The following is a 23,909-nucleotide window of genomic DNA, read 5'->3' on the forward strand; positions in this document are numbered from 1 at the left end:
CGCTTATCTGCAGGGGAGCTGGCTCGGCTACGGCGCCGGCTGGATTCTCGCGACCCTGATCCTCGTGCTGATGATCGCCCTGCCGCTGATGCTGGCGGTGGCGATGATCATCTATGCCGACCGCAAGATCTGGGCGGCGATGGCGCTGCGGCGCGGGCCCAACGTGGTGGGGCCGTTCGGGCTCCTCCAAAGCTTCGCGGATGGGCTCAAGGTCTACCTCAAGGAGACCATCATCCCGTCGAGCGCGAACCGGGGCCTGTTCCTGATCGCGCCGATCCTCACCTTCACCGTGGCGCTCGTTGGATGGGCGGTCGTGCCGTTCGGGCCGGGCATGGTGCTCGCCGACATCAACGTCGGCATGCTGTACCTGCTCGCGATCAGCTCCCTCGGCGTCTACGGCGTGATCATTGCGGGCTGGGCGTCCAACTCCAAATACCCCTTCTACTCGGCGCTCCGCGCGGCGGCGCAGATGGTGAGCTACGAAGTCTCGGTCGGCTTCGTCCTCATCACCGTGATCCTGTGGGCGGACAGCTTCAACCTTTCGGACATCATCGCCGCCCAGAGGGGCCACGTGCTCGGGTTCCTGAACGGCTTCGGCTTCAACCCCTTGCTGTTTCCGATGTCGGTCATCTTCCTCATCTCCGCCATGGCCGAGACCGCCCGCGCCCCGTTCGACCTTACCGAGGCGGAGAGCGAGCTCGTCGCCGGCTACCAGACGGAGTACAGCTCGATGAGCTTCGCCCTGTTCTGGCTCGGCGAGTACGGCAACGTCCTCCTGATGTGCGGCATGACGGCGGTGCTGTTCTGGGGCGGGTGGCTGCCGCCGTTCGAGTGGGCGCCGCTCTACTACATCCCCGGCATCTTCTGGTTCTTCGGCAAGATCCTGTTCTTCTTCTTCGTGTTCAGCTGGGTGAAGGCGACGGTCCCCCGCTTCCGCTACGACCAGCTGATGCGGCTCGGCTGGAAGATCTTCCTCCCCTTCTCGCTGATCTGGGTGTTCCTGGTGTCCGGCTACCTCGAGATATTCCGCTACGGGGCGCTGGGATGAAATCCGCTTTCACCCCCGCTCTCCTCATTTGCATCGCCGCCGCGACGGCAACGCCGGCGCGCGCCGCCGCCGGCTTCGTCTCCGGCGCGGTCGAATGTCGCCTGGTCGATGACCACGCGAACGTCTCGACCTTCACGTTCGACTACGCGGCCGACGCCGTCACGGTCGCCAACGGCGAGCCGTTCGTGCGAAATGGCACACGCATGACGAACAAGGCCGGCGAGACCGGGATGATGGGGGTTCGTGTTCGGCAGAGCGAATTCAAAGGCTTCAACGGCGGCACGGAGACGTCTTTCCAATTCGTGGAGGTGCAAGGGACGGATTACGAGGCCAATCGCCTTACCGTGCTGACGCAAAGCGGGCCGGTCACCGCCACCGGCTCGGGCGTAGCCATGTCAGTTTCCCGCCTGAAGGCGATCGGCATGTGCGTGCGCGCGCCAGCCAAGCAGAGGTCGTAGGTCACATGCTCTCGCACTTCATCAAGTCCTTCACCCTCTGGGAGTTCGTGAAGGCGCACTGGCTGACCCTGAAATATTTCTTCAAGCCAAAGGCGACGATCAACTACCCGTTCGAGAAGAACCCGCTGTCGCCCCGTTTTCGCGGCGAGCACGCGCTCAGGCGCTACCCGAACGGCGAGGAGCGCTGCATCGCGTGCAAATTGTGCGAGGCGGTGTGCCCGGCAGTGTGCATCACCATCGAGTCCGAGCCGCGCGAGGACGGCAGCCGCCGCACGACGCGCTACGACATCGACATGACCAAGTGCATTTACTGCGGCCTCTGCCAGGAGGCGTGCCCTGTGGATGCCATCGTCGAGGGGCCCAATTTCGAGTTCGCCACCGAAACCCGCGAGGAGCTCCTCTACGACAAGGCGAAGCTGCTCGAGAACGGCGACAAATGGGAGCGCGCGCTCGCCGCGAACCTTGCCGCCGATGCCCCCTACCGCTAATCCGCCCGCCGAATCTCAGGACCCCCCGACCACGTGATCCAGGCCTTCGCCTTCTACCTGTTCGCAACCATCGTCATCGCCTCGGGCGTGATGACGATCGCGTCGCGCAACCCGGTCCATTCGGTGCTCTGGCTGATCCTCGCCTTCTTCAACGCGGCGGGGCTGTTCGTGACGTTGGGGGCGGAGTTCATCGCGATGCTCCTCGTCATCGTTTACGTCGGCGCGGTTGCCGTGCTGTTCCTGTTCGTGGTGATGATGCTCGACATCGATTTCGCCGAGCTGCGCGCCGGCTTCGCGCGCTACTGGCCCGGCGCCATGGTGCTCGCGCTCGGCCTCCTGGCCGAATTGTTCTTCACCGTCGTCGCCTGGAAGGCCGGCGGACTCGTTCCCGTTCGCGGCTCGCCCGCGCCGCGGCACGTCGCCAATATCGAGGCGCTCGGCACGGTGCTGTACACGAAATATCTGTTCATCTTCGAAGGGGCGGGCCTCGTCCTCCTCGTGGCGATGATCGGCGCCATCGTGCTCACCCACAGGAAGCGCAGCGACGTTCGCCCGCAGAACGTCTCCTCCCAAAACCGGCGGCGCCCGCAGGATGCGGTGGTGAACATGGATCCGGGCGTCGGGCAGGGGGTGTCGCTGTGATCGGGCGCTGCGTGAAAGGACGCCGATCATGATCGGCCTGGGCCATTACCTCGCGGTCGGTGCGGTGCTGTTCGTGCTTGGCGTGCTAGGCATCTTTTTGAACCGCAAGAACATTATCGTCATCCTGATGGCGATCGAGCTGATCCTGCTCGCGGTGAACATCAACCTCGTCGCTTTCTCCGCTTACCTCGGCGACCTCGTCGGCCAGGTGTTCGCGATGTTCGTGCTGACCGTCGCGGCGGGCGAGGCGGCGATCGGCCTTGCGATCCTCGTCATCTACTTCCGCGGCCGCGGCACGATCGCGGTCGACGACGTCCACCAGATGAAGGGCTGAGCGGGGCAGATGAACGTCGTCCTCATCGTCTTCCTGCCGCTGCTGGCCGCGATCGTCGCCGGCCTCGGCAACCGCTTCATCGGCAACACCGCCGCGAAACTGGTGACCACAGGCGCGCTGTTCGGATCGCTGGCGCTGAGCTGGCCGATCTTCCTCGGCTTCCTCGCCGGCACCCAGCAGAGCCAGCTCTATCCGGTGCTCCACTGGATCCATTCGGGCGACCTCAACGTCGACTGGGCGCTGCGGGTGGATTCGCTCACCTCGGTGATGCTCGTGGTGGTGACGACCGTCTCGGCGCTCGTCCACCTCTACTCCTGGGGCTATATGGCGGAGGACGACAGCCAGCCGCGCTTCTTCGCCTACCTCTCGCTCTTCACCTTCGCGATGCTGATGCTGGTGACCGCCGACAACCTCGTCCAGATGTTCTTCGGCTGGGAGGGCGTCGGCCTCGCTTCCTACCTCCTCATCGGCTTCTGGTATTACAAGCCGTCGGCCAATGCCGCGGCGATGAAGGCGTTCATCGTCAACCGCGTTGGCGATTTCGGCTTCAGCCTCGGCATCTTCGCGACCTTCCTGGTGTTCGGCACCGTCTCGATCCCGGCGATTCTCCACGCTGCGCCGGGCATGGCGGGCTCGACGATCGGCTTCCTCGGCCATCGCCTCGATACGATGACGCTCATCTGCATCCTTCTCTTCGTCGGCGCGATGGGCAAGTCGGCGCAGCTCGGCCTGCACACCTGGCTGCCGGACGCGATGGAGGGCCCGACGCCGGTCTCCGCCCTCATCCACGCCGCGACGATGGTGACGGCCGGCGTGTTCATGGTCTGCCGCCTGTCGCCGATGTTCGAGACGAGCGCCACCGCGACGGCCGTGGTGACCTTCGTCGGCGCGGCCACGGCCCTGTTCGCCGCCACCGTCGGCACGGTCCAGAACGACATCAAGCGCGTCATCGCCTATTCGACCTGCTCGCAGCTGGGCTACATGTTCTTCGCCGCCGGCGTCGGCGCCTACGGCGCGGCGATGTTCCACCTCTTCACCCACGCCTTCTTCAAGGCTTTGCTGTTCCTCGGCGCCGGCTCGGTGATCCACGCCATGCACCACGAGCAGGACATGCGCTTCTACGGCGGCCTGAGGAAGAAGATCCCCTTCACCTTCTGGGCGATGATGGCAGGCACGCTGGCGATCACCGGCGTGGGCTGGGAGAGTGAGGGTTTCGGCTTCGGCTTCGCGGGCTTCTATTCGAAGGACGCGATCATCGAGGCGGCCTATGCGAAGGGCACGACTTTGGGCGGCTTCGCCTTCGCCGTCGGCATCTTCGCCGCCTTCCTCACCAGCTTCTATTCGTGGCGGCTGATGTTCCTGACCTTCTGGGGCAAGCCGCGCTGGGCGGCGTCCGAGCATATCCAGCACGCCCTCCACGACGCGCACGGCGATGGCCACGCCCATGACGACCATCCCGACGAAGAGGATTCAGGCCACGACACGAGGCCGCACGAGGCGGGGGCCGAGCAGGTGCCGGCCGGCACCGGCGGTTACCATCCCCACGAGAGCCCGTGGGCGATGCTGATCCCGCTCGCGATCCTGTCTTTGGGCGCGGTGCTCGCCGGCATGGTGTTCGCGCGCTGGTTCATCCAGCCCAACGGCGCGCCGCATTTCTGGGCCGGCAGCGTGGCGTTCAGCGAGGACCTCGCCGAGGGGATGGAGCGATTGTCCTTCCTGGTGAAGTTCGCGCCGAGCATCGCCATGATCCTCGGTTTCCTGGTCGCCTGGCAGGCGTACATCCGCCGTACCGATTGGCCGAAGCGGTTCGTCGACCAATACCGGCTCCTCTATGCCTTCCTGCTCAACAAATGGTATTTCGACGAGCTGTACGACGCGGTCTTCGTCCGCCCCTCGTTGCGCCTCGGCCGCTTCCTTTGGAAGAAGGGCGACGAGGGGACCATCGACCGCTTCGGGCCGGACGGCGCCGCCGGCGTGGTCCGGGTGGGCAACGTGCTGACCGCCCGTCTCCAGTCCGGCTACCTCTACACCTATGCGCTGGTGATGCTCCTCGGCCTCGCCGCCGCCGCCACCTGGGCGATGGCGCGATGATGGGTTTCCCGATTCTCACGATCCTGCTCGCGATCCCCGTGCTGGGCGCGATCGGGTGCCTGTTCGCCTCCGCCAAGGGCGCGCGCTGGATTGCGCTGGCCGCGACGCTGCTAGACCTCGCGCTCGGCGTCGCTTTGTGGGCGAACTACCAGATCGGCGGGCCGCAATGGCAGTTCCAGGAATATGTCCGGCCGGACTTCTCCCCCTTCGCATGGGCCCTCGGAATCGACGGCATCGCCTTGATGCTGACCATGCTCTCGCTGTTCCTGATGCCGATCTGCATTCTCGCCAGCTGGACCGCGATCGAGAAGCGCGTGCCGGAATATATGGCTGCGTTCCTGGCGATGGAGACGATGATGATCGGCGTCTTCATGGCGCAGGATCTCTACCTCTTCTACATCTTCTTCGAGGCCGGCCTCATCCCGATGTTCCTGATCATCGGCATCTGGGGCGGCGCCGAGCGGATCTACGCCAGCTACAAATTCTTCCTCTACACCCTGCTCGGCTCGGTGCTGATGCTGGTCGCGATGCTGTGGATGACCGGCTTCACCCACGGCGACACCTACATCCCGCACCTCCTCGCCACCAACTTCCCCAAGCAGGCGCAGACCTGGCTGTGGCTCGCCTTCTTCGCCTCGTTCGCGGTCAAGATGCCGATGTGGCCTGTCCATACCTGGCTTCCGGACGCGCACGTGCAGGCACCGACCGCGGGCTCGGTGATCCTCGCCGGCGTGCTGCTGAAGCTCGGCGGCTACGGCTTCATCCGCTTCTCGCTGCCGATGTTCCCCGACGCGTCGGCGCAGCTCGCCTGGCTGGTCTACGGCCTGTCGATGGTGGCGATCGTCTACACCTCGCTCGTCGCTTTGGTGCAGCGCGACATGAAGAAGCTGATCGCTTACTCGTCGGTCGCCCACATGGCGTTCGTTACCATCGGCATCTTCGCCTTCAACCGCCAAGGGTTGGACGGCGCGCTGATCGTCATGCTCAGCCACGGCCTCGTCTCAGGCGCGCTCTTCCTGTGCGTCGGCGTCATCTACGACCGCCTCCACACCCGCGAGATCGACCGCTATGGCGGCCTCTCGAACAACATGCCGGCTTACGCCGTTCTGTTCCTGCTCTTCACCATGGCCTCCGTCGGCCTGCCCGGCACCGCCGGCTTCGTCGGCGAGTTCCTGAGCCTCACCGGCGCCTACCGCGCCTCGAGCTGGCTCGGCGCCGTCGCCACCACCGGGATCATCCTCGGCGCCGCCTACATGCTCTACCTCTACTGGCGCGTCGCCTATGGCACGGGCCGCAACGCCGATGCCGCGGCTATGCCCGACCTGAACGGCCGTGAGATGGTCTCGCTGGGCGCGATCGCCGCCGTGGTGCTGTGGATGGGCGTCTATCCTGAAAGCTTCCTCGCGCCGATGCGCAAGGACGTGGGCGTCCTCCTTGCCCGCGTGACGCCGTCGGCGCCGCCGAGCGATTCCGCGGTCACCGCCGGGCATCCCGCCCCGGCCGCCCCCCACGAAGCCGCCGAAGGGGCGCATTGATGCTCGCCTCGATCCTTCTGACGCTCCCCGAGCTGATCCTGTCGACCGCGGCCTTGCTGCTGATGATGGTCGTCGCCTGGTTCGAGGACCGGTCGGCGAAGCTCGTCACCTGGCTCGCGATCCTGTGCCTGGTGGCGGCGGCGATCTTCGTTCCCGGCTATGACGGCAGCCGCGCCTTCGGCTTCGGCGGCCTCGTCGTCGCCGACGCCTTCGCCGCCTTTTCGAAGGCGGTAATCTACGCGGGCGCCGCGGCGGCTTTGGTGGCGGCGAGCGGCTGGTTCGGCCGCGACGGCGATTACCGCGCCGAATATCCTTTGCTCATCCTGCTCTCCTCCGTGGGCATGGGGATGATGGTGTCCGCCTCGGACCTGCTCACCCTCTATGTCGGCCTCGAGCTGCAGAGCCTGGCCGCCTACGTCCTCGCCTCCTTCCAGCGCACCGACACCCGCTCGGCCGAGGCGGGCCTCAAATATTTTGTCCTCGGCGCGCTCGCCTCAGGCATCCTGCTCTACGGCATCTCTTTGCTCTACGGCTTCACCGGCGCGACCGGCTTCCACGACATCGCGAGTGCGATCTCCAGCCAGAAGCACGGCGCCGACGGCCTCTCGCACGGCGTGCTGTTCGGCATCGTCTTCGTCCTTGCCGGCATCGCCTTCAAGGTTTCGGCCGTGCCGTTCCACATGTGGACGCCGGACGTCTACGAAGGCGCGCCGACGCCGGTCACCGCCTTCTTCGCCTCCGCGCCCAAGGTCGCCGCGATGGCGATGCTGACCCGCGTGTCCATCCAGGCGCTGGGCGGCGCGGCGTTCGAATGGCGCCAGATAATCATCTTCATGGCGCTCGCCTCCACCATTTTGGGCGGCGTCGCGGCGATCGGCCAGCCGAACATCAAGCGGCTGCTCGCCTACAGCTCGATCAACAATGTCGGCTTCGCCCTCATCGGTCTCGCGACCGGCACGCAGGCGGGCGTGGCGTCGGTCCTCTTCTACATGCTCGTCTACATGGTGATGACGATCGGCTCGTTCCTCGTGGTGCTGAGGATGCGCGATGCCGACGGGCGTCCGGTCGAGAGCATCGCCTCGCTCTCCGGCCTGTCGCGCAGCCGGCCGTGGTTGGCGCTCGCCATGGCGATGTTCATGTTCAGCCTTGCCGGCGTGCCGCCGCTGATGGGCTTCTGGCCGAAATTCTACGTCTTCCAGGCAGCGGTGGACGCGAACCTCACCTGGCTGGCGGCCATCGGCATCACCACGTCGGTGATCAGCGCCTTTTACTATCTGAAGATCGTCAAGACGATGTACTTCGACGAGGCCGCGCCCGCTTACGCACCGACGCGGGACATTCCGCAGAGCGTGCTGCTGGTCGCGACTGCGCTGTTCGTATCGCCGCTCGGATACATCCTCGTCGGTGCTCTGGCGCAGGTATCCGGGAACGCGGCGAGGGCGCTCTTCTGATCCGAACCGTCGCCGAGACGGCGTCCACCAACGACGACCTTGCCGCGCTCGCCCGCAGCGGCGCCCCGGAAGGAAGCTGGCTTCGCGCCGATCGCCAGACCGGCGGCCGCGGGCGCCAGGGCCGGGGGTGGCAGTCTCCTCCGGGCAATCTCTACGCCAGCACGCTCGTGCGCCTCCGGCCGGGCGACCCGCCGGCACCAACGCTGGCGCTCGTCGCGGCTGTGGCTCTCCACGAAGTCGCGGCCGTCTTCGCGCCGCGCGCCGAAATCCGGATCAAGTGGCCGAACGACCTTCTAGCCGGGGGCGCGAAGCTGTCGGGCATCCTGCTCGAGCGGGAAGGGGAGGCGGTGATCGCCGGCTTCGGCGTCAACCTCGCGCACCATCCGGCCGATACGCCGCGTCCGGCAGCGAGCCTCGCGGCCCTCACCGGCACGGCACCGGAGCCGGCGGTGTTTCTCGATGCCCTTGCCGCCGCTTTCGCCCGCTGGCTGGGGCGGTGGCGCGGAGAGGGGCTTGCCCCGGTTCGGGCCGCCTGGCTAGCGGCGGCCCACCCGATCGGCACGGCCCTTTCGACGCATGCCCCCGACGGCGCCGCGGTGGAGGGGCTGTTCGACGGCCTCGACGCGTCCGGCGCGCTCCGTCTCCGCCTCCCGGATGGACGCGTGCAGATCCTCCACGCCGGCGATGTCTTCCTCCTCTGAAGCAATTCCGCCCGGCGCTGCGAACGTGTAGGCGGGGTCCAAGGAGGTGCCCATGTTGTTCGCGATCACCGGAACGCTGAAGCCCGGGGGCGATGCGCTGCTTCCCGCTTTGCAGGAGGCGTTCAACGAGCATCTTGCCCAGCCCTATCGCCACATCCGCCTCGCCGGAATGACGCGGGGACCGGACGGGCACCGCACCGGCTTCATGGTGTTGCTGGAGGCGGACAGCTTCGCCGACGCCGAGGCCTATCTCCACGAAAGCCCGCTGTTCCAGGCCGGCGCCTACGCGCGGACCGAGGTGGCGGAATATGTTCTGGAGGTCGGCCACGTCGGCTAGGGTCGCCAAGCTTCTCGCTTATCGTTGCGGCTCCGGCTAAAACCCGGCCCATGCTGCTCGCCGTCGATGCCGGGAACACCAACGTCGTTTTCGCCCTGCTGGAGGACGGCGTCATCCGCGCCCGGTGGCGGATCGCCACCGACCCGCGGCGGACGGCCGACGAATATGCCGTGTGGCTCCACCAGCTGCTGGCGCTCGAAGGCTATGGGCGCGACGCCGTCGATGCGGTGATCGTCGGCACCGTCGTGCCGCGCGCGCTCCACAATCTCGACGTGCTGGCGCGCAAATATTTCGGCGTGGCGCCGGTCGTCGCGGGTCAGGGCTCAGCGGAATGGGGGATCGACCTCGACGTCGCCGAGCCGCGGACGGTCGGCGCGGACCGGGTGCTGAACGCCATTGCTGCTCACGCAGTGCATTCTGGCGACCTCATCGTCATCGATTTCGGCACTGCCACCACCTTCGACGTGGTCGATTATTCCGGCGCCTACAAAGGCGGCATCATCGCGCCGGGCATCAACCTCTCGCTCGACGCCCTCGTCACCGCCGCGGCGAAGCTGCCGAGGATCGCGATCGAGGCGCCGGACGATACGAGCGTCATCGGCCGGACCACCGAGGACCAGATGCTGATTGGCATCTACTGGGGCTATGTGGCGATGATCGAGGGGCTGGTGGCGCGGATGAAGGCAGAGATCGGCCGGCCGGTGACGGTGATTTCGACCGGCGGCCTTGCGACGCTCTTCGACCGGTACAGCCCCATTTTCGATGCGATCGAGCCGGACCTTACCATTCAGGGGCTTGCGCTCCTATATGAGCGGAGCAAATCTGCCTCTCCATCGTAGATGGGGAGGGCAACCACCGAAGGTGGTGGAGGGGTGGCCGACCCGTGCTGCCCCGACAATACCCCTCCACCAGGCAGAGCCTGGTCCCCCTCCCCACCGCTGCGCGGTAGGGAGGCAACATTAGGAACCACATGAAACCCGGCAAAGAACTTCTCTTCCTCGCGCTCGGCGGCTCGGGCGAGATCGGCATGAACGTCAATCTCTACGGCTGCGAGGGCAAGTGGATCATGGTCGATCTCGGCATGACCTTCGCCGATCCGGCCTATCCCGGCATCGACCTCATCCTCCCCGACCTCGAGTTCATCGAGAAAAGGCGCAAGGACCTGCTCGGCATCGTCCTTACCCACGGCCATGAGGACCATATCGGTGCCATCCCCTATCTCGCGACGGATCTCGGCGTGCCGCTCTACGCGACCCCGTTCACCGCGGGCCTCATCGCCGGCAAGCTCGAGGAAGAGGGGCTGCAGGACGAGGTCAAGGTCAACGTCATCGAGCTCGGCGGCGATTTCCAGCTCGGCCCGTTCGGCCTGCGCTACGTGCCGCTCGCCCACTCGATCCCGGAGGGTAACGCGCTCGTCATCGACACGCCCTACGGCCGGGTCTTCCACACTGGCGACTGGAAGCTGGACGAATCGCCGCAGCTCGGCGATCCGAGCACGGCGAAGGAGTTGGGCGCGATCGGCGACGCGGGCGTGCTCGCTTTGGTCTGCGATTCGACCAACGTGTTCCAGGACGCCGCTTCGGGCTCCGAAGCGGGCGTGCGCGAAGGGCTCGACCGGGTCGTCGGCGAGGCGGAGGGGCGGGTGCTCGTCACCACCTTCGCGTCCAACGCGGCGCGCCTCAAGACGCTCGGCAAGGTTGCCGAGGACACCGGCCGCCAGGTCTGCGTGGCCGGCCGTTCGCTCGACCGCATCCTGAGGGTGGCGAAGAGCGTCGGCTATCTGACCGACTTCCCGCCGACGATCGACTTCGACGCGGCGATGAAGCTGCCCCGCCGGGAGGTGATGATCATCGCCACCGGCGGCCAGGGCGAGGCGCGCGCGGCCCTCGCCCGTATCGCCTTCGGCCAGCACAAGCTCTCGGTCGACGAGGGCGACCTCGTCGTCTTCTCGTCGAAGCAGATCCCCGGCAACGAGATCGCCATCGGTCGCATCCAGAACGAGCTGGCGTCGAAGGGCGTCAAGATGATCACCGACCGCCAGGCCCACGTCCATGTTTCCGGCCATCCCGGTCGGCCCGAGCTCGCGGCGATGTACCAATGGATCCGCCCCGAGATCATCGTCCCCGTCCACGGCGAGATGCGCCACATGGCGGAGCACGAGCGGTTCGCCCGCGAGAACGGCGTGCCGAGAGGCATCGTCCAGGAGAATGGCGATCTCGTCCGCCTCGCGCCCGACGGGCCGCGCAAGATCGGCGAGGAGAAGGTCGGTCGCCTGATCCTCGACGGCGACGTCATCCTCGCCGCCGACGGCACGACGATGAACGAGCGCCGCAAGCTGTCCTTCCAGGGCATCATCTCGGTCGCCCTCCCGCTCGGGCGCGACGAACGCCTGGCGGGGGACGTCGAGCTCAGCCTGCACGGCGTGCCGGTGGAGGAGGATCGCGACGCCTTCGTCGAGGAGGCCTGCGCCGCCGCCGCCGAGGCTGCGAAGCGGGCCGGCGGGAAGGCGGAGAAATTGCGCGAGGAAGTGCGCCTCGCGGTGCGCCGCTGCGCCACCGACTGGACCGGCAAGAAGCCCCTGGTCGACGTCCTCATCGTCCATGTCTGAGGGATGAAACCCCAGTCGATCCTGGCCATCTACATCCTGTTCTGGACGCTGAGCCTGTTCGTCGTGCTGCCGTTCGGCGCGCGCTCGCCGCATGAAGACGGCGTCGCCGCGGCGCCCGGCCACGCGCCGAGCGCGCCGCACAGCTTCAGCTTCGGCAAAGCGGCGGTGCGGGCGACGATCGTCTCGGCCATCGTGTTCGTGCTGTTCTACGCGAACTACCGCTTCGGCTGGGTGACGATCGACATGCTCGACTGGACGCGCTGACGCCCGCCTCCCCATCGAGGATGGAGCGCCAGCTTAGCGGAGCCGCTCGATCGCCTGGGCGAGCGCGACGTAGAGCTTGCCCATGTCGCTCGACAGCAAGGTGATGCCGAGCGGCGAGCCGTCGCGGTCGGCGAGGATGCGGCGGAGCATCGATTCGAAATCGTGGATGTAGCGGTTCACCTGCTCGCGAAATTCCGGCTCTTCCTCGTAATGCCGGGCGATCTCGCGGGCGTCCGTCGTCTCCAGCAGCCGCACGGCGCGGCGGGTGAAGACGCCCCGGTCGCCCTTCAGATAGGCCGCCCAGGCGCTGTCCGTCACCTCGTTCGAGAGGATCTTGGTGACGTCGATCGCCGTCGAATTGAGCGATTCGATGAGCAAAGCGACGCGGCGCGACATCTGCTCGCTATCCTGCGCGTCGCGGCGGCGCCTCTCCTCCTCGATACGCGCCTCGATCGCAGCCGTCGTCTGCCCGAGCGACAGCATCTGCCGGGTCAGCCGCTCCGACGCGCGCTTCGCCGAGTCGATCGACTTCTCCGCCAGCGCTTCGAGCTCGGCCATCTGCGCCGTGACGCTCTGTTCGACCGCGGAGGCAAGCGCCGCCTGCGCCGCCTCTCCGAGCGAGGCGGCGCTCGCGGGAATGACGGCGGCGATCGCCTCGCGGGCATGCACCGCCGCCTGGTTCGAGGCCTCGCGGACGCGCAGCAGGCTTTCGATCAGCTCCGGCCCGGTGTCGGCGACGATCCGCGCCGCCGCCTCCTGGGCCTCCGCCGCCGCGGCGCCGAGCGCGTGAAGCCTTTCCTCCGCACCGGCCGACCCTTCGCCGATCCTCGCCAGCAACGCGTCCAGCGCCTCACGCTGGCGGGCGATTGCGCCCTCCGTCTCCGAGACGTGCGCGAACGTGGCCGCCGATGCCGCTTCCGCGCCTGCAATGGCCGGCGCCAGCGAGTCGGCCGCCTCGCGGGTGCGGCCGGCCTGCGCCTCGACGCGGGCGAAGGCGGGGACGAGTTCCTCGTCGAGCCGCAGCGCCGTTTCGCGGAGATTGCCGGCAATTTCGTCGCTGCGGGCGCCGAGAGCACCGGCGCGGTCGGCACCGGCTTCGAGCTCCTGCGCCAGCGCCGCGGCCGCCTCGCGCAGCTGGGCGACCGAGGCGCCGAGCGCGCCGGCCTGGGCGCTGCCGCTCGCCTCGGCCGCGGTGAAGCTGTCCTGGAGAGCGGCGACGTCGATCATCAGCTGGGCGACGAGCGCCCTGCCCGACTGGTCCTGCGCCGCCAGCATCGTGCCGATCTCGGAAACCCGCGCCGCCACGTCGCCGACGCGCCGCTCGATGCCGCGGGCGGAGCCGTCGATTTCCTGCGCGGTCTCGCTGAGGCCAGCCAGCGCATTCTGCGCCCGACCTGCCTGTGCCTCGGCCTCGGACAGGGCAGGGGCCACCCGCCGCTCCAGATCCCCGGTGACGCCATCGAGCGTGTCGCGCAATTCTCCCGCGCGGACGAGCAGCGCGTCAGCTTCGCCGCGTCCGGCGCCGAGCGCCTCGATGAGCGCGGTGCTTCCGCTCCGCGCCTCCGCCACCGCCTCGACGAGCCTGTCGCTGGTGGCGCCGCCGGTCCGGCCGAGCTCCGCGAAGGCTTCGTCGAGGCGCGCGACCTCGCCGGCGAGGCCGGTGACGAGTTGGTGACTAGCGGCGTCCTGGGCCGCGAGCTGGCCGGCAAGTTCGCCGATCTTGGCGCCGACGCTGTCGAGGCGCGCGGCGAGGCTCGCCGCCGCATCTTCACCGGCGCGATCGAGTGCCGCGCGGCTCTGGTCGATCGACGCCAAGGTCGCCCCCGCCTGCGCCTCGAGCGCCGCGCGCGCGGCGTCGAGGGCCTCGGCGGCACGCGCCATGGCGCCGTCGACGGCCGCGGTCATCCCGGCGGAGGCCTCGCCCATCGCGGTGGCCGCCGTCTCGGCGCTGCTTTCGATCCGCGCGATATGGGCGGCCATCTTTTGGGCGGCGCTGCCGAGCACTTCGTCGGCGTCGCGGCCGCGGGCGGCGATCGCCGACAGCTGCGCCTCGAGGGCGCCCGCCTGGCCGTGGGCGGCGAGACCGGCTTCCTTCATCGCCTCGGCGACGGCGCGGGCCTGCTCTTCGGCGCGCGGCAGGTCGTGCATGAGGACGCCGATATCGACCTTGGCGGCGGCGGCGGCGCCTTCCACGGCGCTGGCCGTGCGGTCGAGCGAGGCGGTTTCCTTGGACAGATAATAAGTGACGCGGCCGAGCCGGTCCGCCGCTTCGTCGCCGAGCGACATCAGCTTCTCGGCTTCGCCCCGCAGCCTGGCGTGATTCTCTTCCAGCTTCTCGGCGACAATGCCGAGGACGCTTTCGAGCGCGATGCTTTCGCCGCGCATTGCCGACACGGCGCGGGTGAAGCGCTCCGTCTCGCGGCGGGAGCTGCGGCCGAACAGCAGCCAGACGAGGCCGAGCAGCGCGAGCGGGGCGCTCGAGGTGGCGATGAAGGGAACGAGCCGCGCCGGGGTCAGCGGCATCGCACCCTGCCACGCCTGCCAGACAACGGCGGCCGTCCAGCCGACAGCCAGCAAGAGGAGAAACACGGCCAGGACGCGGCTTCCAGCCGAGGAGACCGTGCCGGCCTCAACGGTGCCCGATTCGCCCTCTGCCTCCACCCCCGCCGGCGCGGTGCCCAGCCAGTCGCTGCCCCCCGCTTCGGTTTCGATCCAGCCGGCGCTTTCGCGCGGCTCCGCTCGCTCTGCCCCCGTGCTCATGACCGTCTGTTTACCATCTTTCGGACGGGGAGGAAGATCGGAAGGATACGGGGCGTTAACGACCCGTCGCGTATTGCGCCGGGCATGGCTTACGATCCCGGCGCCCTCAATGCTTCCCTCGCGGCTGCCGTCGGCGCGGACGCCGGTCTGATGGCCGAATTGCGCGCCGCCTTCGTTGAGAGCGCGGTGCGGCAGGCGGACCTGATGGGCCGCGCCCGATGCGACGCCAATTGGCAGTTCGCCTCCGCCCGCCTCAAGAGCCTTGCCGCGAGCTTCGGCGTCGCCGGCCTTGTCGCCCTGGCCGACGAAGCGCTCGACGGGGCGCCCGGCGATCCGGTCGTGCTGCGCAAGCTTCACATCGCCATCGACGATTTCGCCGCCACCTGAAATTGCGCGCCTCTCTCCTTCCGCCTAACGGGAGGGGAGGGAGGATTTGACCTGGGCCTGGCCGCACTCATCGCCGCCTATCACGAAGCCGACGAGCCGGGCGGGCGCTTGCGCGCGACGCTGCCGCTCGGCGGGCGGACTTTGGTGGAGCGGCAGGTGCGGCTGGTGGCAGCGGCGGGCGCGGATCCGATCGTCCTCGCCGTCGAGCGCGTGCCTTCGGACCTGCTCGCCGCGATCGACCGGCTGAAGGCGCAAGGCTATGCCGTGATCGTCGCCCGCTCCGCCCTCGACGCGGCGGAGGCGATCAAGGCGGAGGACCGGCTGCTGCTGGTGGCGGACGGCCTTCTCGCCAGCACCGCCCATGTCGAGAGGCTGCTCGATCTCGGCGGCCTGTCGCTGCTCACCGTCCCCGACGTCCGGGTCGACGATCGCTTCGAGCGGATCGACGCCCATAGCCGCTGGGCCGGCCTCGCCCTGATCGACGGCGCGCTGCTCCATCGCACGGCCGAGAAACTGAGCGACTGGGACCTGCAATCGACCCTGCTGCGCCGCGCGGTGCAGGGCGGCGCACGCCAGATCGCGGTCCGCGGCGAAGAGGTGGACGAGCAGATCACCGTTGCGGAGCGCGCCGACGATCTCGATGGGGCGGAGGAGAGGCTGATGCGGGCCGCCGCCGCCCGGCGCAGCGACTGGGTCTCCGCCTATCTCCTCGCCCCGGCGGAAGGCGCGGCCTCGGCGGCCCTGGTGCCGCAGCCGGTGTCGCCCGGCGGCATTCGGCTCGGTGCGGCGCTGGTCGCCCTGCTTGGCGCCTTTTCGTTTGCGGAACATTCGCTCGGACTCGGCATGGCGCTGATCCTGCTCGCCAGCTTCGGCGAGGGGGTCGGGGAGCGCCTCGCCTCGCTGCGCCTGCAGGACGAGGACGAGGCGAGCTGGTGGGGCTATGTGCTGCCGAGCATCTCAGGCGTCGCGCTGGTGGCGCTCGGCTATGCGCTCTCGCCGGTGCACAGCTGGGGGTGCGTCGCCCTCGCCGCGACGACCATCGCCTTTGCCATTGCGCGTCGGATCGAGACGGCCCGCAGGCTCCCGCCGGGGCGCCGCTGGCTGGCGGAGCATAAGGGGATGGCGTGGCTGCTCCTGCCCTTTGCCCTGTTTGGGCTGTGGGGAACCGGCCTCACACTGCTTGCCGCTTATGCGGGTGCGAGCTTCTTCTGGGCCCAGCATCACGCCCATGCGCCGCCGCCGGCGCCGCGGGACGATTAGCGCCGCCTTAACCTCGCGCGCGTTATGGGCATCCAATGTCCGATATGCGGTCAGGCGGGGGAAATGAGGACGGCGCGGCGCGGCTGCTCGCGGCCGCGCGTGCGCGCGTTGCCGCCATCGCCGCGGACCTCGCTCTGCCATCGGAACTCCGCCTCAGCGATCGCCAGCGCGGGGTCGTCACTTCGCTGTTCGCCGCCCTCGTCGGCGATGCCGAGGATGCGTTGCGCGGGACCCTGCTCGCGCGGCTGCCCGCCGACGCGCCCGAGACGTTGCGCGCGGCTTTGGGCTCGGCCAGCCTGCCGATCGCCCTGCCGCTGCTCGAAGCGGGGCCGCTCGTCTCCGTTCCGCAGCTCCTGCCGCTGCTTCTACGCCGTGCGGAGGAGCACCGCCTCGCCGCTGCCGGAGCCGACCATGGCCTTCTCGCCAACCTTGCCGGCGACGAGGATACCGCCATTGCCGCCGAGGCGATGGGGTTGCTGATCGGCCTCAACAGCCGCTTCGATGCGTTTCACGAACCGCTGCTCGGCCGCTCGGACCTCCCCGCCGACCTGCGCCACCGCTTGCTGTGGACGGTCGCCGCGGCGCTGCGGCGCTACATGGTTTCGCGCCACGGCGTCGATGCCGCCGCGGCCGATGCCGCGCTCGCGGGCGCAACCAACGCCGCTTTGCCGCGCTATGACGAGGCCGACGGCGTGGAGGCGCGGGCGATGCGGCTGGCGGGCCTGATGGCCGCGCGCGGGTGTCTCGGCGACGCCGTTGTCGCGCAGGCGGCCGAGGAGGGCAATCTGCCGCTCCTGCTCGCGACTCTCGCCGTGCGGACCGGCCTCGGGTTCGAACCGGCTTGGGAGCTGTTGGCGGACACTTCCGGAGCGGGCGCCGCTCTGCTTCTGCGGGCGGCTGGCTTCGACCGCGGCGCCGCAGCGTCCATCCTGTTCCGCGTCGCCGCCAGCGATGCGGCCGCCGCCGCTCTGGCCGACCGCTTCGACACCCTTTCGGACGCCGACGTGTCCCGCCTGGTGGCGCCGTGGCGGGCCGACCCCGCTTACCGTGCCGCCATTGCGGAGCTCGCCGCGTGAACGCCGAGATCGCCGTCCGCGGGCGCGTCGACGCGCAGGGCCGTCTCGCCGAGGCCGAACCGCGCCTCGCCGCTCTCCAGCGCGCCGCCGGGGGCGAGGAGGGCGGTCCGCTCGCCATCCCGCAGGTCGCGGCGCTGGCCCGGCTCGCCTCCCGGCTCAACATCGCCATCTCCCGCCCCGCCGTTGCCGCCGAGGGCGACGCCGACCTCGACCTGTGGGTTCGCGCCGAGCCCGATCCGGCGGGCGTGACGCTCACCGTCTCCGGCTGGCGCCGCCGCCCGGCGCGCGGTCCCGCCACCGCTCCGGAAGCCGCGCGGGAGGCGGACTTCCTCCGCGCGTCGGCGGACTGGATGTGGGAGACGGACGGGTCGCTGCGCATCACCGCGCTGTCGCCCGCCGCCGCCGCGGCCGCGGGCCAGGCGCCCCAGGCGCTCCTCGGCAACCCGCTCACCCAGCTGTTTCGCCTCGCCGAAGCAGGCGAGGGGGAATTGCCTCTGCTGAGCGCGCTGGCCGAGCAGCGCCGCTTCGACGGCCAGCCCGCGGAGCTGCGCGGCGGGCGCGGCGGGCGCTACATGCTCGCGGGCATCCCCTTGGTCGCCGCCGACGGCCGTTTCGCCGGCTTCCGCGGCTCGGCCACGGCGATGGCCGAGGCACCGACCGCGCCCTCCGCTCCCGCCGCCGCGCCGGTACCCGACACCTCCGCGTTCGGAGAGCGTCTCGACAAGGCGCTTCGCGCGCCGCTCGCCCGCATCGTCTCCAGCGCGGAGGCGATCGGCAACCGCGACGAGGGCGCGCTGCGGCGGGATTATGCGGGCTATGCCGACGACATCGCTACCGCCGGACGTCATCTCCTCGCGCTTGTCGACGACCTCGTCGACCTGCAGGCGATCGAGCGGCCGGACTTCGCGCCGGAGAAGGAGGAGATCGACCTCGCCGACGTCGCCCGCCGCGCCGCCGGCCTGCTGTCGGTACGGGCGGCGGACCGAAGCGTCCGCATCGACGCCCCGGCCAGCGGCGAGGCTCTCCCGGCGGCGGGCGCGTTCCGCCGCGCGCTGCAGATCGTCGTCAACCTCCTCGCCAACGCGATCCGCTATTCGCCCGACGGCGGCATGGTCTGGGTCCGCACCGACCGCGAGGGCGATCTCGTCGCTCTGATCATCGCCGACCAGGGCAAGGGGATCGCCGAGGAAGACCAGGCGCGGATCTTCGAGAAGTTCGAGCGGGTCGACCCCAATGAGCCGGGCGGCACCGGGCTGGGGCTCTACATCGCACGGCGGCTGGCGCGGGCGATGGGCGGCGACATCAGCGTCGACAGCGCGCCGGGCCAAGGCGCGCGCTTCACCTTCACCCTGCCGGTGCGCTGATCCGCGTCCGGCCGGTCAGGCAACCGCCGGCTCGAGGATGCGGATCGTCCCGGCGTCGGCGTCGATCTCCGCGCGGCAGCCTTCGGGCAGGCTGTACTGGTTCGGCACGTGGCCGAAGAGCGCGCCCTGGAACGCGGGGACTCCGAGCGCACCGAGGTGCTGCTGGAGCACTTCCGACAAAGTGAAGCCGCCGTAGGAGGGGCCGTCCGAAACGCAATCGGTGCACTGTCCGAAGACGACGCCGGCGACCTTGCCGAGGATTCCGGCGAGGGTGAGCTGGGTCAGCATCCGGTCGATCCTATATTCGGCCTCGTTGGTGTCCTCGATAAACAGGATCGCGCCCGCAAAGTCCGGGAGGTAGGGCGTGCCGACGAGGGCGGAGAGGACGGTGAGGTTGCCGCCGAGCAGCCGTCCCGTCGCCTTGCCGGAGCGAAAGGTACGGACCCGGCCCCCGCGTGGGGCGAGCCGGTCCTCGACGGTCTCCGGCGGCTGGTAGAGGGGCATCGCGCCCTCGAAGGCGAGGCTTCGGAAGGAATCCCAGGAGAGCTTGCCCCATGAGGAGGCGGCGACCGGCCCGTGGATGGTCGTGAAGCCGGCGCGGGCGGCCAGCGCCATGTGGAGCGCGGTGATGTCGCTGAACCCCACCAGCAGCTTGGGATGCGCGCGGATGAGCGCGTAATCAAGCAGCGGCAGGATGCGCGCGCAGCCCCAGCCGCCGCGGATCGCGAAAATGGCTCGCACCGAATCGTCCGCGAACATCGCGTTGACGTCCGCCGCCCGCTCGGCGTCCGAGCCGGCGAGATAGCCGTAGCGCGCGGCCACGTGCGGCGCGACCTTGGGAACCAGGCCCATCCCGGCGACCGTCGCCTTGACGGCGGCGAGGTCGAAGGCGTCGTGGGTGAAGCCGGCGGGCTCGATCAGGCCCACCGTGTCGCCCGGGCGCAGGCGGGGCGGCTTGCGCGGGCCCGGCAGAGCCGCGGCGGCGGTGCGGGCGGGAAGGGCGAGCGCCGCGGTCAGGCCGGCGGCACCTTTCAGAAGCGTTCGTCTGTCTTGCATCGCCGGGTGATAGCAGCCGGTGCCGCGCACGGCGACACCCGGGTTCGCGCGTTCAGGCCGGGCGGTAATGGTGGCGCATGAAGCGGTTCCAGCCGGCGCCGGTGCGGCTCTCGACGGCGAAGTAGAAGCCCTCTCCCTCGGCGGGCCAATAGACCATCCGCGCCAGGCCGGCGGACATCTGCGCCTCGAACGCCACCGCCAGCGGGTCGACATCGGTGCCGTCGGCGAGGCGGCCCAGCGAGCACTTGCCGTCCGAGGTGAACGAGGAGAAGCCGAGCGTCCCCTCGGCGGTCCGTCCGAACAGCGCCGTCTCCTCGTAGGCGGAGCCGGGGCCGGTCTGCCACAGCGCGCTCAGCTGCACCCACTTGCCGCCGAGCACCGGTTCGAAGCGCCGCTCGCAGCGCATGACGCTCGCCGCGCCCGGTCCCGCCGCCTCGGCGGCCCACCGCCTGAGCAGGGGCTTGAGCGGCCCCAGCAGGCCTCGGCCGGTAGTTGGCGACGGGGGCTCGCCAGCCGGTCCGGATCACCTCGCCTCTTCGATCGACAAGTCGAAATCGGTGACGCAGGGATTCTCGTCGGCAAGGGGCACGGAGATGGTCCCGCGGCCGCGCGTGATCTCCAGCCGCGGGCGCGGCGCTGCGTCCATCACCAGCGGCATTACAGGCTCGACCCGCCATCCCCGCAACCGCGCCCCGCGTGCCAGCGCGTCGGGGGCCAGGCATGCGCCGGTGCCGGGCCTGATCTCCCGCGGTTCGAGCCACGTCACGCGCAGCTGCAGCCACCCGCGCCTCGCCGGAGCGATGCGTCGCGGCCTCATCGTGCCCCGAAAGCGCGGCTGGCGCGCCCGGTCCGTAGGGAAGAAGCTCTCGTCGAAACTCAGCATCGCCCGCCAGCGCTCGCCACCCGGCTGCCGCGACAGGATCACGAAATAGTCGGCGCTGCGGGGCGCGTCGTACGCGGTATACAGCCTCGGCAGGCCAAAGATGCGCTCGACCGTCTCGATCTCAAGGGTGCGCTCGGATTGCCGCAACAGCGAGAGGATGCGGCGGTTGAGATCGGCCGCTCCATAGGCGCAGAGGGCCGTCGGCGTCGGTCGCAACGACGGGCTGTCCGATGGTTCCGGTGTGCCGGACACGCACGCCTGCACGGGTCGCGGCCCAGGTCCGGGCGCGGCGAGCAGGGCGAGCAAAGGCAGGACGGCGACCGACATTGATACACTATATCATGCCGGCGGTGCCGAGCAAAGTCGGGAACGCTAGCGGCGGTCGCTGACGGGGACGTAGTCGCGCTGGGTGGCGCCGGTGTAGAGCTGGCGGGGGCGGCCGATCTTCTGCTCGGGGTCGGAGATCATCTCGTTCCACTGGGCGACCCAGCCCACCGTCCGCGCCAAAGCGAAGAGGGCGGTGAACATCGAGGTCGGGAAGCCGATCGCGGAAAGGACGACGCCGGAGTAGAAATCGACGTTCGGATAGAGCTTCTTCTCGATGAAATATTCGTCGTGCAGCGCAATCTGCTCGAGCTCGCGGGCGACGTCGAAGACGGGATCGGTGACGCCCATCTCCTTCAGGACCTCGGCGGCAGTGGCCTGCATCACCTTCGCGCGGGGATCGTAATTTTTGTAGACGCGGTGGCCGAAGCCCATCAGCCGGAACGGGTCGTCCTTGTCCTTGGCGCGGGCGATGTACTCGGGGATCCGCTCGGGCCGCCCGATCTCGCGCAGCATGTTCAGGGCCGCCTCGTTGGCGCCGCCATGGGCCGGGCCCCACAGGCAGGCGATGCCGGCCGCAATGCATGCGAACGGGTTGGCGCCCGACGAGCCGGCGAGGCGCACGGTCGAGGTCGAGGCGTTCTGCTCATGGTCGGCGTGGAGGATGAAGATCCGCCGCATCGCCCGCTCGACGATCGGATTGACGTGATACGGCTCGGCCGGGACGCCGAAGGTCATGCGCAGGAAATTGCCCGTGTAGGAGAGGTCGTTCTGCGGATAGAGGAACGGCTGCCCGATCGTGTACTTGTACGCCATCGCGGCGATGGTCGGCATCTTGGCGATCAGCCGGTGCGATGCGATCATCCGCTGCTGCGGATCGGTGATGTCCGTCGAATCGTGGTAGAAGGCCGAGAGGGCGCCGACGACGCCGCACATCACCGCCATCGGGTGCGCATCACGCCGGAAGCCGCGCAGGAAGGTCGCGAGCTGCTCGTGCACCATGGTGTGGCGGGTGATGGTGTGGGTGAAGCCCTCGAGCTCCGCCTTCTGCGGAAGCTCGCCGTTCAGCAGCAGATAGGCGACCTCCATGAAGGTCGAATGCTCGGCGAGCTGGTCGATCGGATAGCCGCGGTGGAGGAGGATGCCCTGGTCGCCGTCGATATAGGTGATCGCGCTCTCGCATGCGGCGGTCGAGGTGAAGCCGGGATCGTAGGTGAAGGCGCCGGTCTGGCCGTAGAGCTTGCGGATGTCGATGACGTCCGGGCCGACCGAGCCGTGGCGGACGGGGAAAGCGGTGTCTTTTCCGCCCATTGCGAGTGTGGCTTGATCGTCCGCCATATTCTTATCCTTCAGCTTCCATCCGGTCCGCGATCCGGGCGAGGCTTTCCTCGCGCCCGAGCAGGACCAGAACGTCGAAAATGCCGGGCGAGGTCCCCCGTCCGGTCAGCGCCGCGCGGAGCGGCTGGGCGACCTGGCCCAGCTTGACGCCCACGGTCTCGGCGACGCCGCGCACCGCCGCCTCTGTCGCCGCCGCGCTCCATTCGTCAAGCGCCGTCAGAACGGCGTAGATGCGGGTGAGGAGCCGCGGCGCGTCGCCGGCGAGGAGCGCCTCGGCCTTTTCGTCGAAATCGAGCGGCCGCGCCTTGAACAGAAACACAGCGTTTTCAGCGAGTTCATTGAGTTGTTTCGCACGCGGCTTCAGCTCCGGCATCGCCCCGGCGAGGAGGGCGATCTCGTCGTTGGTGAGCGCCCGGCCGAGAATCGGCTCCACCCGCGGCGCCACCAGCCCGGCAAGGCGGCCGTCATCGGCCTCGCGGATATAATGGCCGTTCAGATTCTCGAGCTTCTTCGTGTCGAAGCGCGAGGGGGAGCGGCCGACATGCTCCAGGTCGAACCAGCGGACGGCGTCGTCGCGCGAGATGATCTCCTCGTCGCCATGGCCCCAGCCGAGGCGCAGCAGGTAATTGGCGACGGCCTCGGGCAGGAAGCCCATTTCATGATAGTCCATGACGCCGGTGGCGCCGTGGCGCTTCGACATCTTGGCGCCGTCCTGGCCGTGGATCAGCGGCACGTGGGCGTAGACCGGCTCCGGCCAGCCCATCGCCTTGATGATGCCCAATTGCCGGAAGGCGTTGTTCAGATGGTCGTCGCCGCGGATGACGTGGGTCACCCCCATGTCGTGATCGTCGACCACCACCGCCAGCATGTAGGTCGGCGTGCCGTCGGAGCGGAGCAGGACCATGTCGTCCAGCTCGGCATTCTGGACGGTGACGCGGCCCTGGACCTTGTCGTCGATCACCGTTTCGCCCTCGCGCGGCGCCTTCAGGCGGACGACGAAGGGCTTGTCCGGCGCCGGATCGCCGCAGTCGCGCCACGGGCTCTCGACCCGGTACGGCCGGCGCTCGGCCTGCGCCTTATCGCGGCCGGCGGCGAGTTCCTCGCTGGTCATGTAGCAGCGATAGGCGTGGCCGCGCGCCAGCATTTCGTGCGCCACTTCGGCATGGCGGGCGGCGAAGTGCGACTGGTAATATTCCGGGCCGTCCCAATCGAGGTCGAGCCAGCGCATGCCTTCGAGGATGGCGTCGATCGCCGGTTTGGTCGAGCGGGCGCGGTCGGTATCCTCGATGCGGAGCAGGAACTTGCCGCCATGATGGCGCGCGAACAGCCAGTTGAACAAGGCGGTGCGGGCGCCGCCGATGTGCAGGAAGCCGGTCGGGGAGGGCGCGAAGCGGGTCACGACCCCGTTCAAGGGCCCGGTCGGCTGGGCAGTTGCGCTCACGCGCGCTTTCTCCAAGGATAGCGGCCATGACGGCCCTGGACGCCAGCGCCCCTAGCATAGGGG

Annotated in this window: 23 protein-coding genes; 17 read left to right on the forward strand and 6 right to left on the reverse strand. The window is 69.0% G+C overall.

What is annotated here, in order from left to right; all coding sequences use genetic code 11:
- Positions 1 to 7 precede the first annotated feature (7 nt).
- From nuoH to VGC56_RS17110, 13 genes are all read left to right on the forward strand, one after another.
- Positions 8 to 1,048 carry an NADH-quinone oxidoreductase subunit NuoH gene (nuoH, locus tag VGC56_RS17050; protein ID WP_464126859.1) on the forward strand — a complete coding sequence of 347 codons (1,041 nt, stop codon included), beginning with the start codon at positions 8 to 10 and terminating at the stop codon, positions 1,046 to 1,048.
- Positions 1,045 to 1,506: a hypothetical protein gene (locus VGC56_RS17055; protein ID WP_464126804.1), complete on the forward strand. Its 462-nt coding sequence runs from the start codon at positions 1,045 to 1,047 to the stop codon at positions 1,504 to 1,506. The genes nuoH and VGC56_RS17055 overlap by 4 nt, the downstream gene beginning before the upstream one ends.
- A 5-nt stretch (positions 1,507 to 1,511) precedes the next feature.
- A complete protein-coding gene (gene nuoI / locus VGC56_RS17060) occupies positions 1,512 to 1,994 on the forward strand; it encodes an NADH-quinone oxidoreductase subunit NuoI (protein ID WP_464126805.1) in 483 nt (160 codons plus the stop codon).
- A 33-nt stretch (positions 1,995 to 2,027) separates the two neighbouring features.
- Positions 2,028 to 2,636 (forward strand): NADH-quinone oxidoreductase subunit J, encoded by a 609-nt coding sequence (locus VGC56_RS17065; RefSeq protein WP_464126807.1) that lies wholly within the window; start codon positions 2,028 to 2,030, stop codon positions 2,634 to 2,636.
- A gap of 28 nt (positions 2,637 to 2,664) precedes the next feature.
- A complete protein-coding gene (nuoK, locus tag VGC56_RS17070; protein WP_464126809.1) occupies positions 2,665 to 2,970 on the forward strand; it encodes an NADH-quinone oxidoreductase subunit NuoK in 306 nt (101 codons plus the stop codon).
- A gap of 9 nt (positions 2,971 to 2,979) precedes the next feature.
- Positions 2,980 to 5,061: an NADH-quinone oxidoreductase subunit L gene (gene nuoL / locus VGC56_RS17075; RefSeq protein ID WP_464126811.1), complete on the forward strand. Its 2,082-nt coding sequence runs from the start codon at positions 2,980 to 2,982 to the stop codon at positions 5,059 to 5,061.
- A complete protein-coding gene (locus VGC56_RS17080) occupies positions 5,058 to 6,596 on the forward strand; it encodes an NADH-quinone oxidoreductase subunit M (protein ID WP_464126813.1) in 1,539 nt (512 codons plus the stop codon). The genes nuoL and VGC56_RS17080 overlap by 4 nt, the downstream gene beginning before the upstream one ends.
- The gene (gene nuoN, locus VGC56_RS17085; protein ID WP_464126815.1) at positions 6,596 to 8,047 is read left to right on the forward strand and encodes an NADH-quinone oxidoreductase subunit NuoN; all 1,452 of its coding nucleotides are present in this window, start codon (positions 6,596 to 6,598) and stop codon (positions 8,045 to 8,047) included. The genes VGC56_RS17080 and nuoN overlap by 1 nt, the downstream gene beginning before the upstream one ends.
- Positions 8,044 to 8,748 (forward strand): biotin--[acetyl-CoA-carboxylase] ligase, encoded by a 705-nt coding sequence (locus tag VGC56_RS17090; RefSeq protein WP_464126860.1) that lies wholly within the window; start codon positions 8,044 to 8,046, stop codon positions 8,746 to 8,748. The genes nuoN and VGC56_RS17090 overlap by 4 nt, the downstream gene beginning before the upstream one ends.
- 52 nt (positions 8,749 to 8,800) lie before the next feature.
- On the forward strand, positions 8,801 to 9,085 hold the full coding sequence (locus VGC56_RS17095; RefSeq protein ID WP_464126817.1) for a YciI family protein: 285 nt from the start codon (positions 8,801 to 8,803) through the stop codon (positions 9,083 to 9,085).
- Between the two features lie 50 nt (positions 9,086 to 9,135).
- Positions 9,136 to 9,924: a type III pantothenate kinase gene (locus tag VGC56_RS17100; RefSeq protein WP_464126819.1), complete on the forward strand. Its 789-nt coding sequence runs from the start codon at positions 9,136 to 9,138 to the stop codon at positions 9,922 to 9,924.
- 131 nt (positions 9,925 to 10,055) lie between these two features.
- Entirely contained in the window at positions 10,056 to 11,693 is a 1,638-nt protein-coding gene (locus tag VGC56_RS17105) for a ribonuclease J (protein ID WP_464126821.1), read from the forward strand.
- Between the two features lie 3 nt (positions 11,694 to 11,696).
- Complete coding sequence (locus VGC56_RS17110; RefSeq protein WP_464126822.1) at positions 11,697 to 11,957, forward strand: DUF1467 family protein; 261 nt, start codon at positions 11,697 to 11,699, stop codon at positions 11,955 to 11,957.
- Between the two features lie 33 nt (positions 11,958 to 11,990).
- Here the strand turns inward: VGC56_RS17110 and VGC56_RS17115 are convergent, their stop codons facing one another.
- Entirely contained in the window at positions 11,991 to 14,717 is a 2,727-nt protein-coding gene (locus tag VGC56_RS17115; RefSeq protein ID WP_464126824.1) for a hypothetical protein, read from the reverse strand.
- Between the two features lie 84 nt (positions 14,718 to 14,801).
- Between VGC56_RS17115 and VGC56_RS17120 the strand changes: the two genes are divergently transcribed.
- The 4 genes from VGC56_RS17120 to VGC56_RS17135 all read left to right on the forward strand — a co-directional run bounded on the left by VGC56_RS17120 (position 14,802) and on the right by VGC56_RS17135 (position 18,804).
- Positions 14,802 to 15,104 carry an Hpt domain-containing protein gene (locus VGC56_RS17120; RefSeq protein WP_464126825.1) on the forward strand — a complete coding sequence of 101 codons (303 nt, stop codon included), beginning with the start codon at positions 14,802 to 14,804 and terminating at the stop codon, positions 15,102 to 15,104.
- Positions 15,105 to 15,212: 108 nt separating this feature from the next.
- Complete coding sequence (locus tag VGC56_RS17125; RefSeq protein ID WP_464126827.1) at positions 15,213 to 16,364, forward strand: hypothetical protein; 1,152 nt, start codon at positions 15,213 to 15,215, stop codon at positions 16,362 to 16,364.
- A 35-nt stretch (positions 16,365 to 16,399) separates the two neighbouring features.
- The gene (locus VGC56_RS17130) at positions 16,400 to 17,440 is read left to right on the forward strand and encodes a DUF2336 domain-containing protein (RefSeq protein WP_464126829.1); all 1,041 of its coding nucleotides are present in this window, start codon (positions 16,400 to 16,402) and stop codon (positions 17,438 to 17,440) included.
- The gene (locus VGC56_RS17135) at positions 17,437 to 18,804 is read left to right on the forward strand and encodes a sensor histidine kinase (RefSeq protein WP_464126830.1); all 1,368 of its coding nucleotides are present in this window, start codon (positions 17,437 to 17,439) and stop codon (positions 18,802 to 18,804) included. The genes VGC56_RS17130 and VGC56_RS17135 overlap by 4 nt, the downstream gene beginning before the upstream one ends.
- 15 nt (positions 18,805 to 18,819) lie before the next feature.
- Here the strand turns inward: VGC56_RS17135 and VGC56_RS17140 are convergent, their stop codons facing one another.
- The 5 genes from VGC56_RS17140 to gltX all read right to left on the reverse strand — a co-directional run bounded on the left by VGC56_RS17140 (position 18,820) and on the right by gltX (position 23,846).
- Complete coding sequence (locus VGC56_RS17140) at positions 18,820 to 19,860, reverse strand: S66 peptidase family protein (protein WP_464126832.1); 1,041 nt, start codon at positions 19,858 to 19,860, stop codon at positions 18,820 to 18,822.
- Positions 19,861 to 19,912: 52 nt separating this feature from the next.
- Positions 19,913 to 20,266: a hypothetical protein gene (locus tag VGC56_RS17145; protein ID WP_464126834.1), complete on the reverse strand. Its 354-nt coding sequence runs from the start codon at positions 20,264 to 20,266 to the stop codon at positions 19,913 to 19,915.
- 117 nt (positions 20,267 to 20,383) lie between these two features.
- Positions 20,384 to 21,070, reverse strand: coding sequence for a hypothetical protein (locus VGC56_RS17150; RefSeq protein ID WP_464126836.1), 687 nt, complete (start codon positions 21,068 to 21,070; stop codon positions 20,384 to 20,386).
- Positions 21,071 to 21,115: 45 nt separating this feature from the next.
- Positions 21,116 to 22,405 carry a citrate synthase gene (locus VGC56_RS17155; RefSeq protein WP_464126838.1) on the reverse strand — a complete coding sequence of 430 codons (1,290 nt, stop codon included), beginning with the start codon at positions 22,403 to 22,405 and terminating at the stop codon, positions 21,116 to 21,118.
- A 4-nt stretch (positions 22,406 to 22,409) separates the two neighbouring features.
- Positions 22,410 to 23,846, reverse strand: a complete 1,437-nt coding sequence (gene gltX, locus VGC56_RS17160; RefSeq protein WP_464126840.1) for a glutamate--tRNA ligase — start codon at positions 23,844 to 23,846, stop codon at positions 22,410 to 22,412.
- Positions 23,847 to 23,909 lie beyond the last annotated feature (63 nt).

The organism is Allosphingosinicella sp. (assembly GCF_036403745.1).
Taxonomy (GTDB): domain Bacteria; phylum Pseudomonadota; class Alphaproteobacteria; order Sphingomonadales; family Sphingomonadaceae; genus Allosphingosinicella.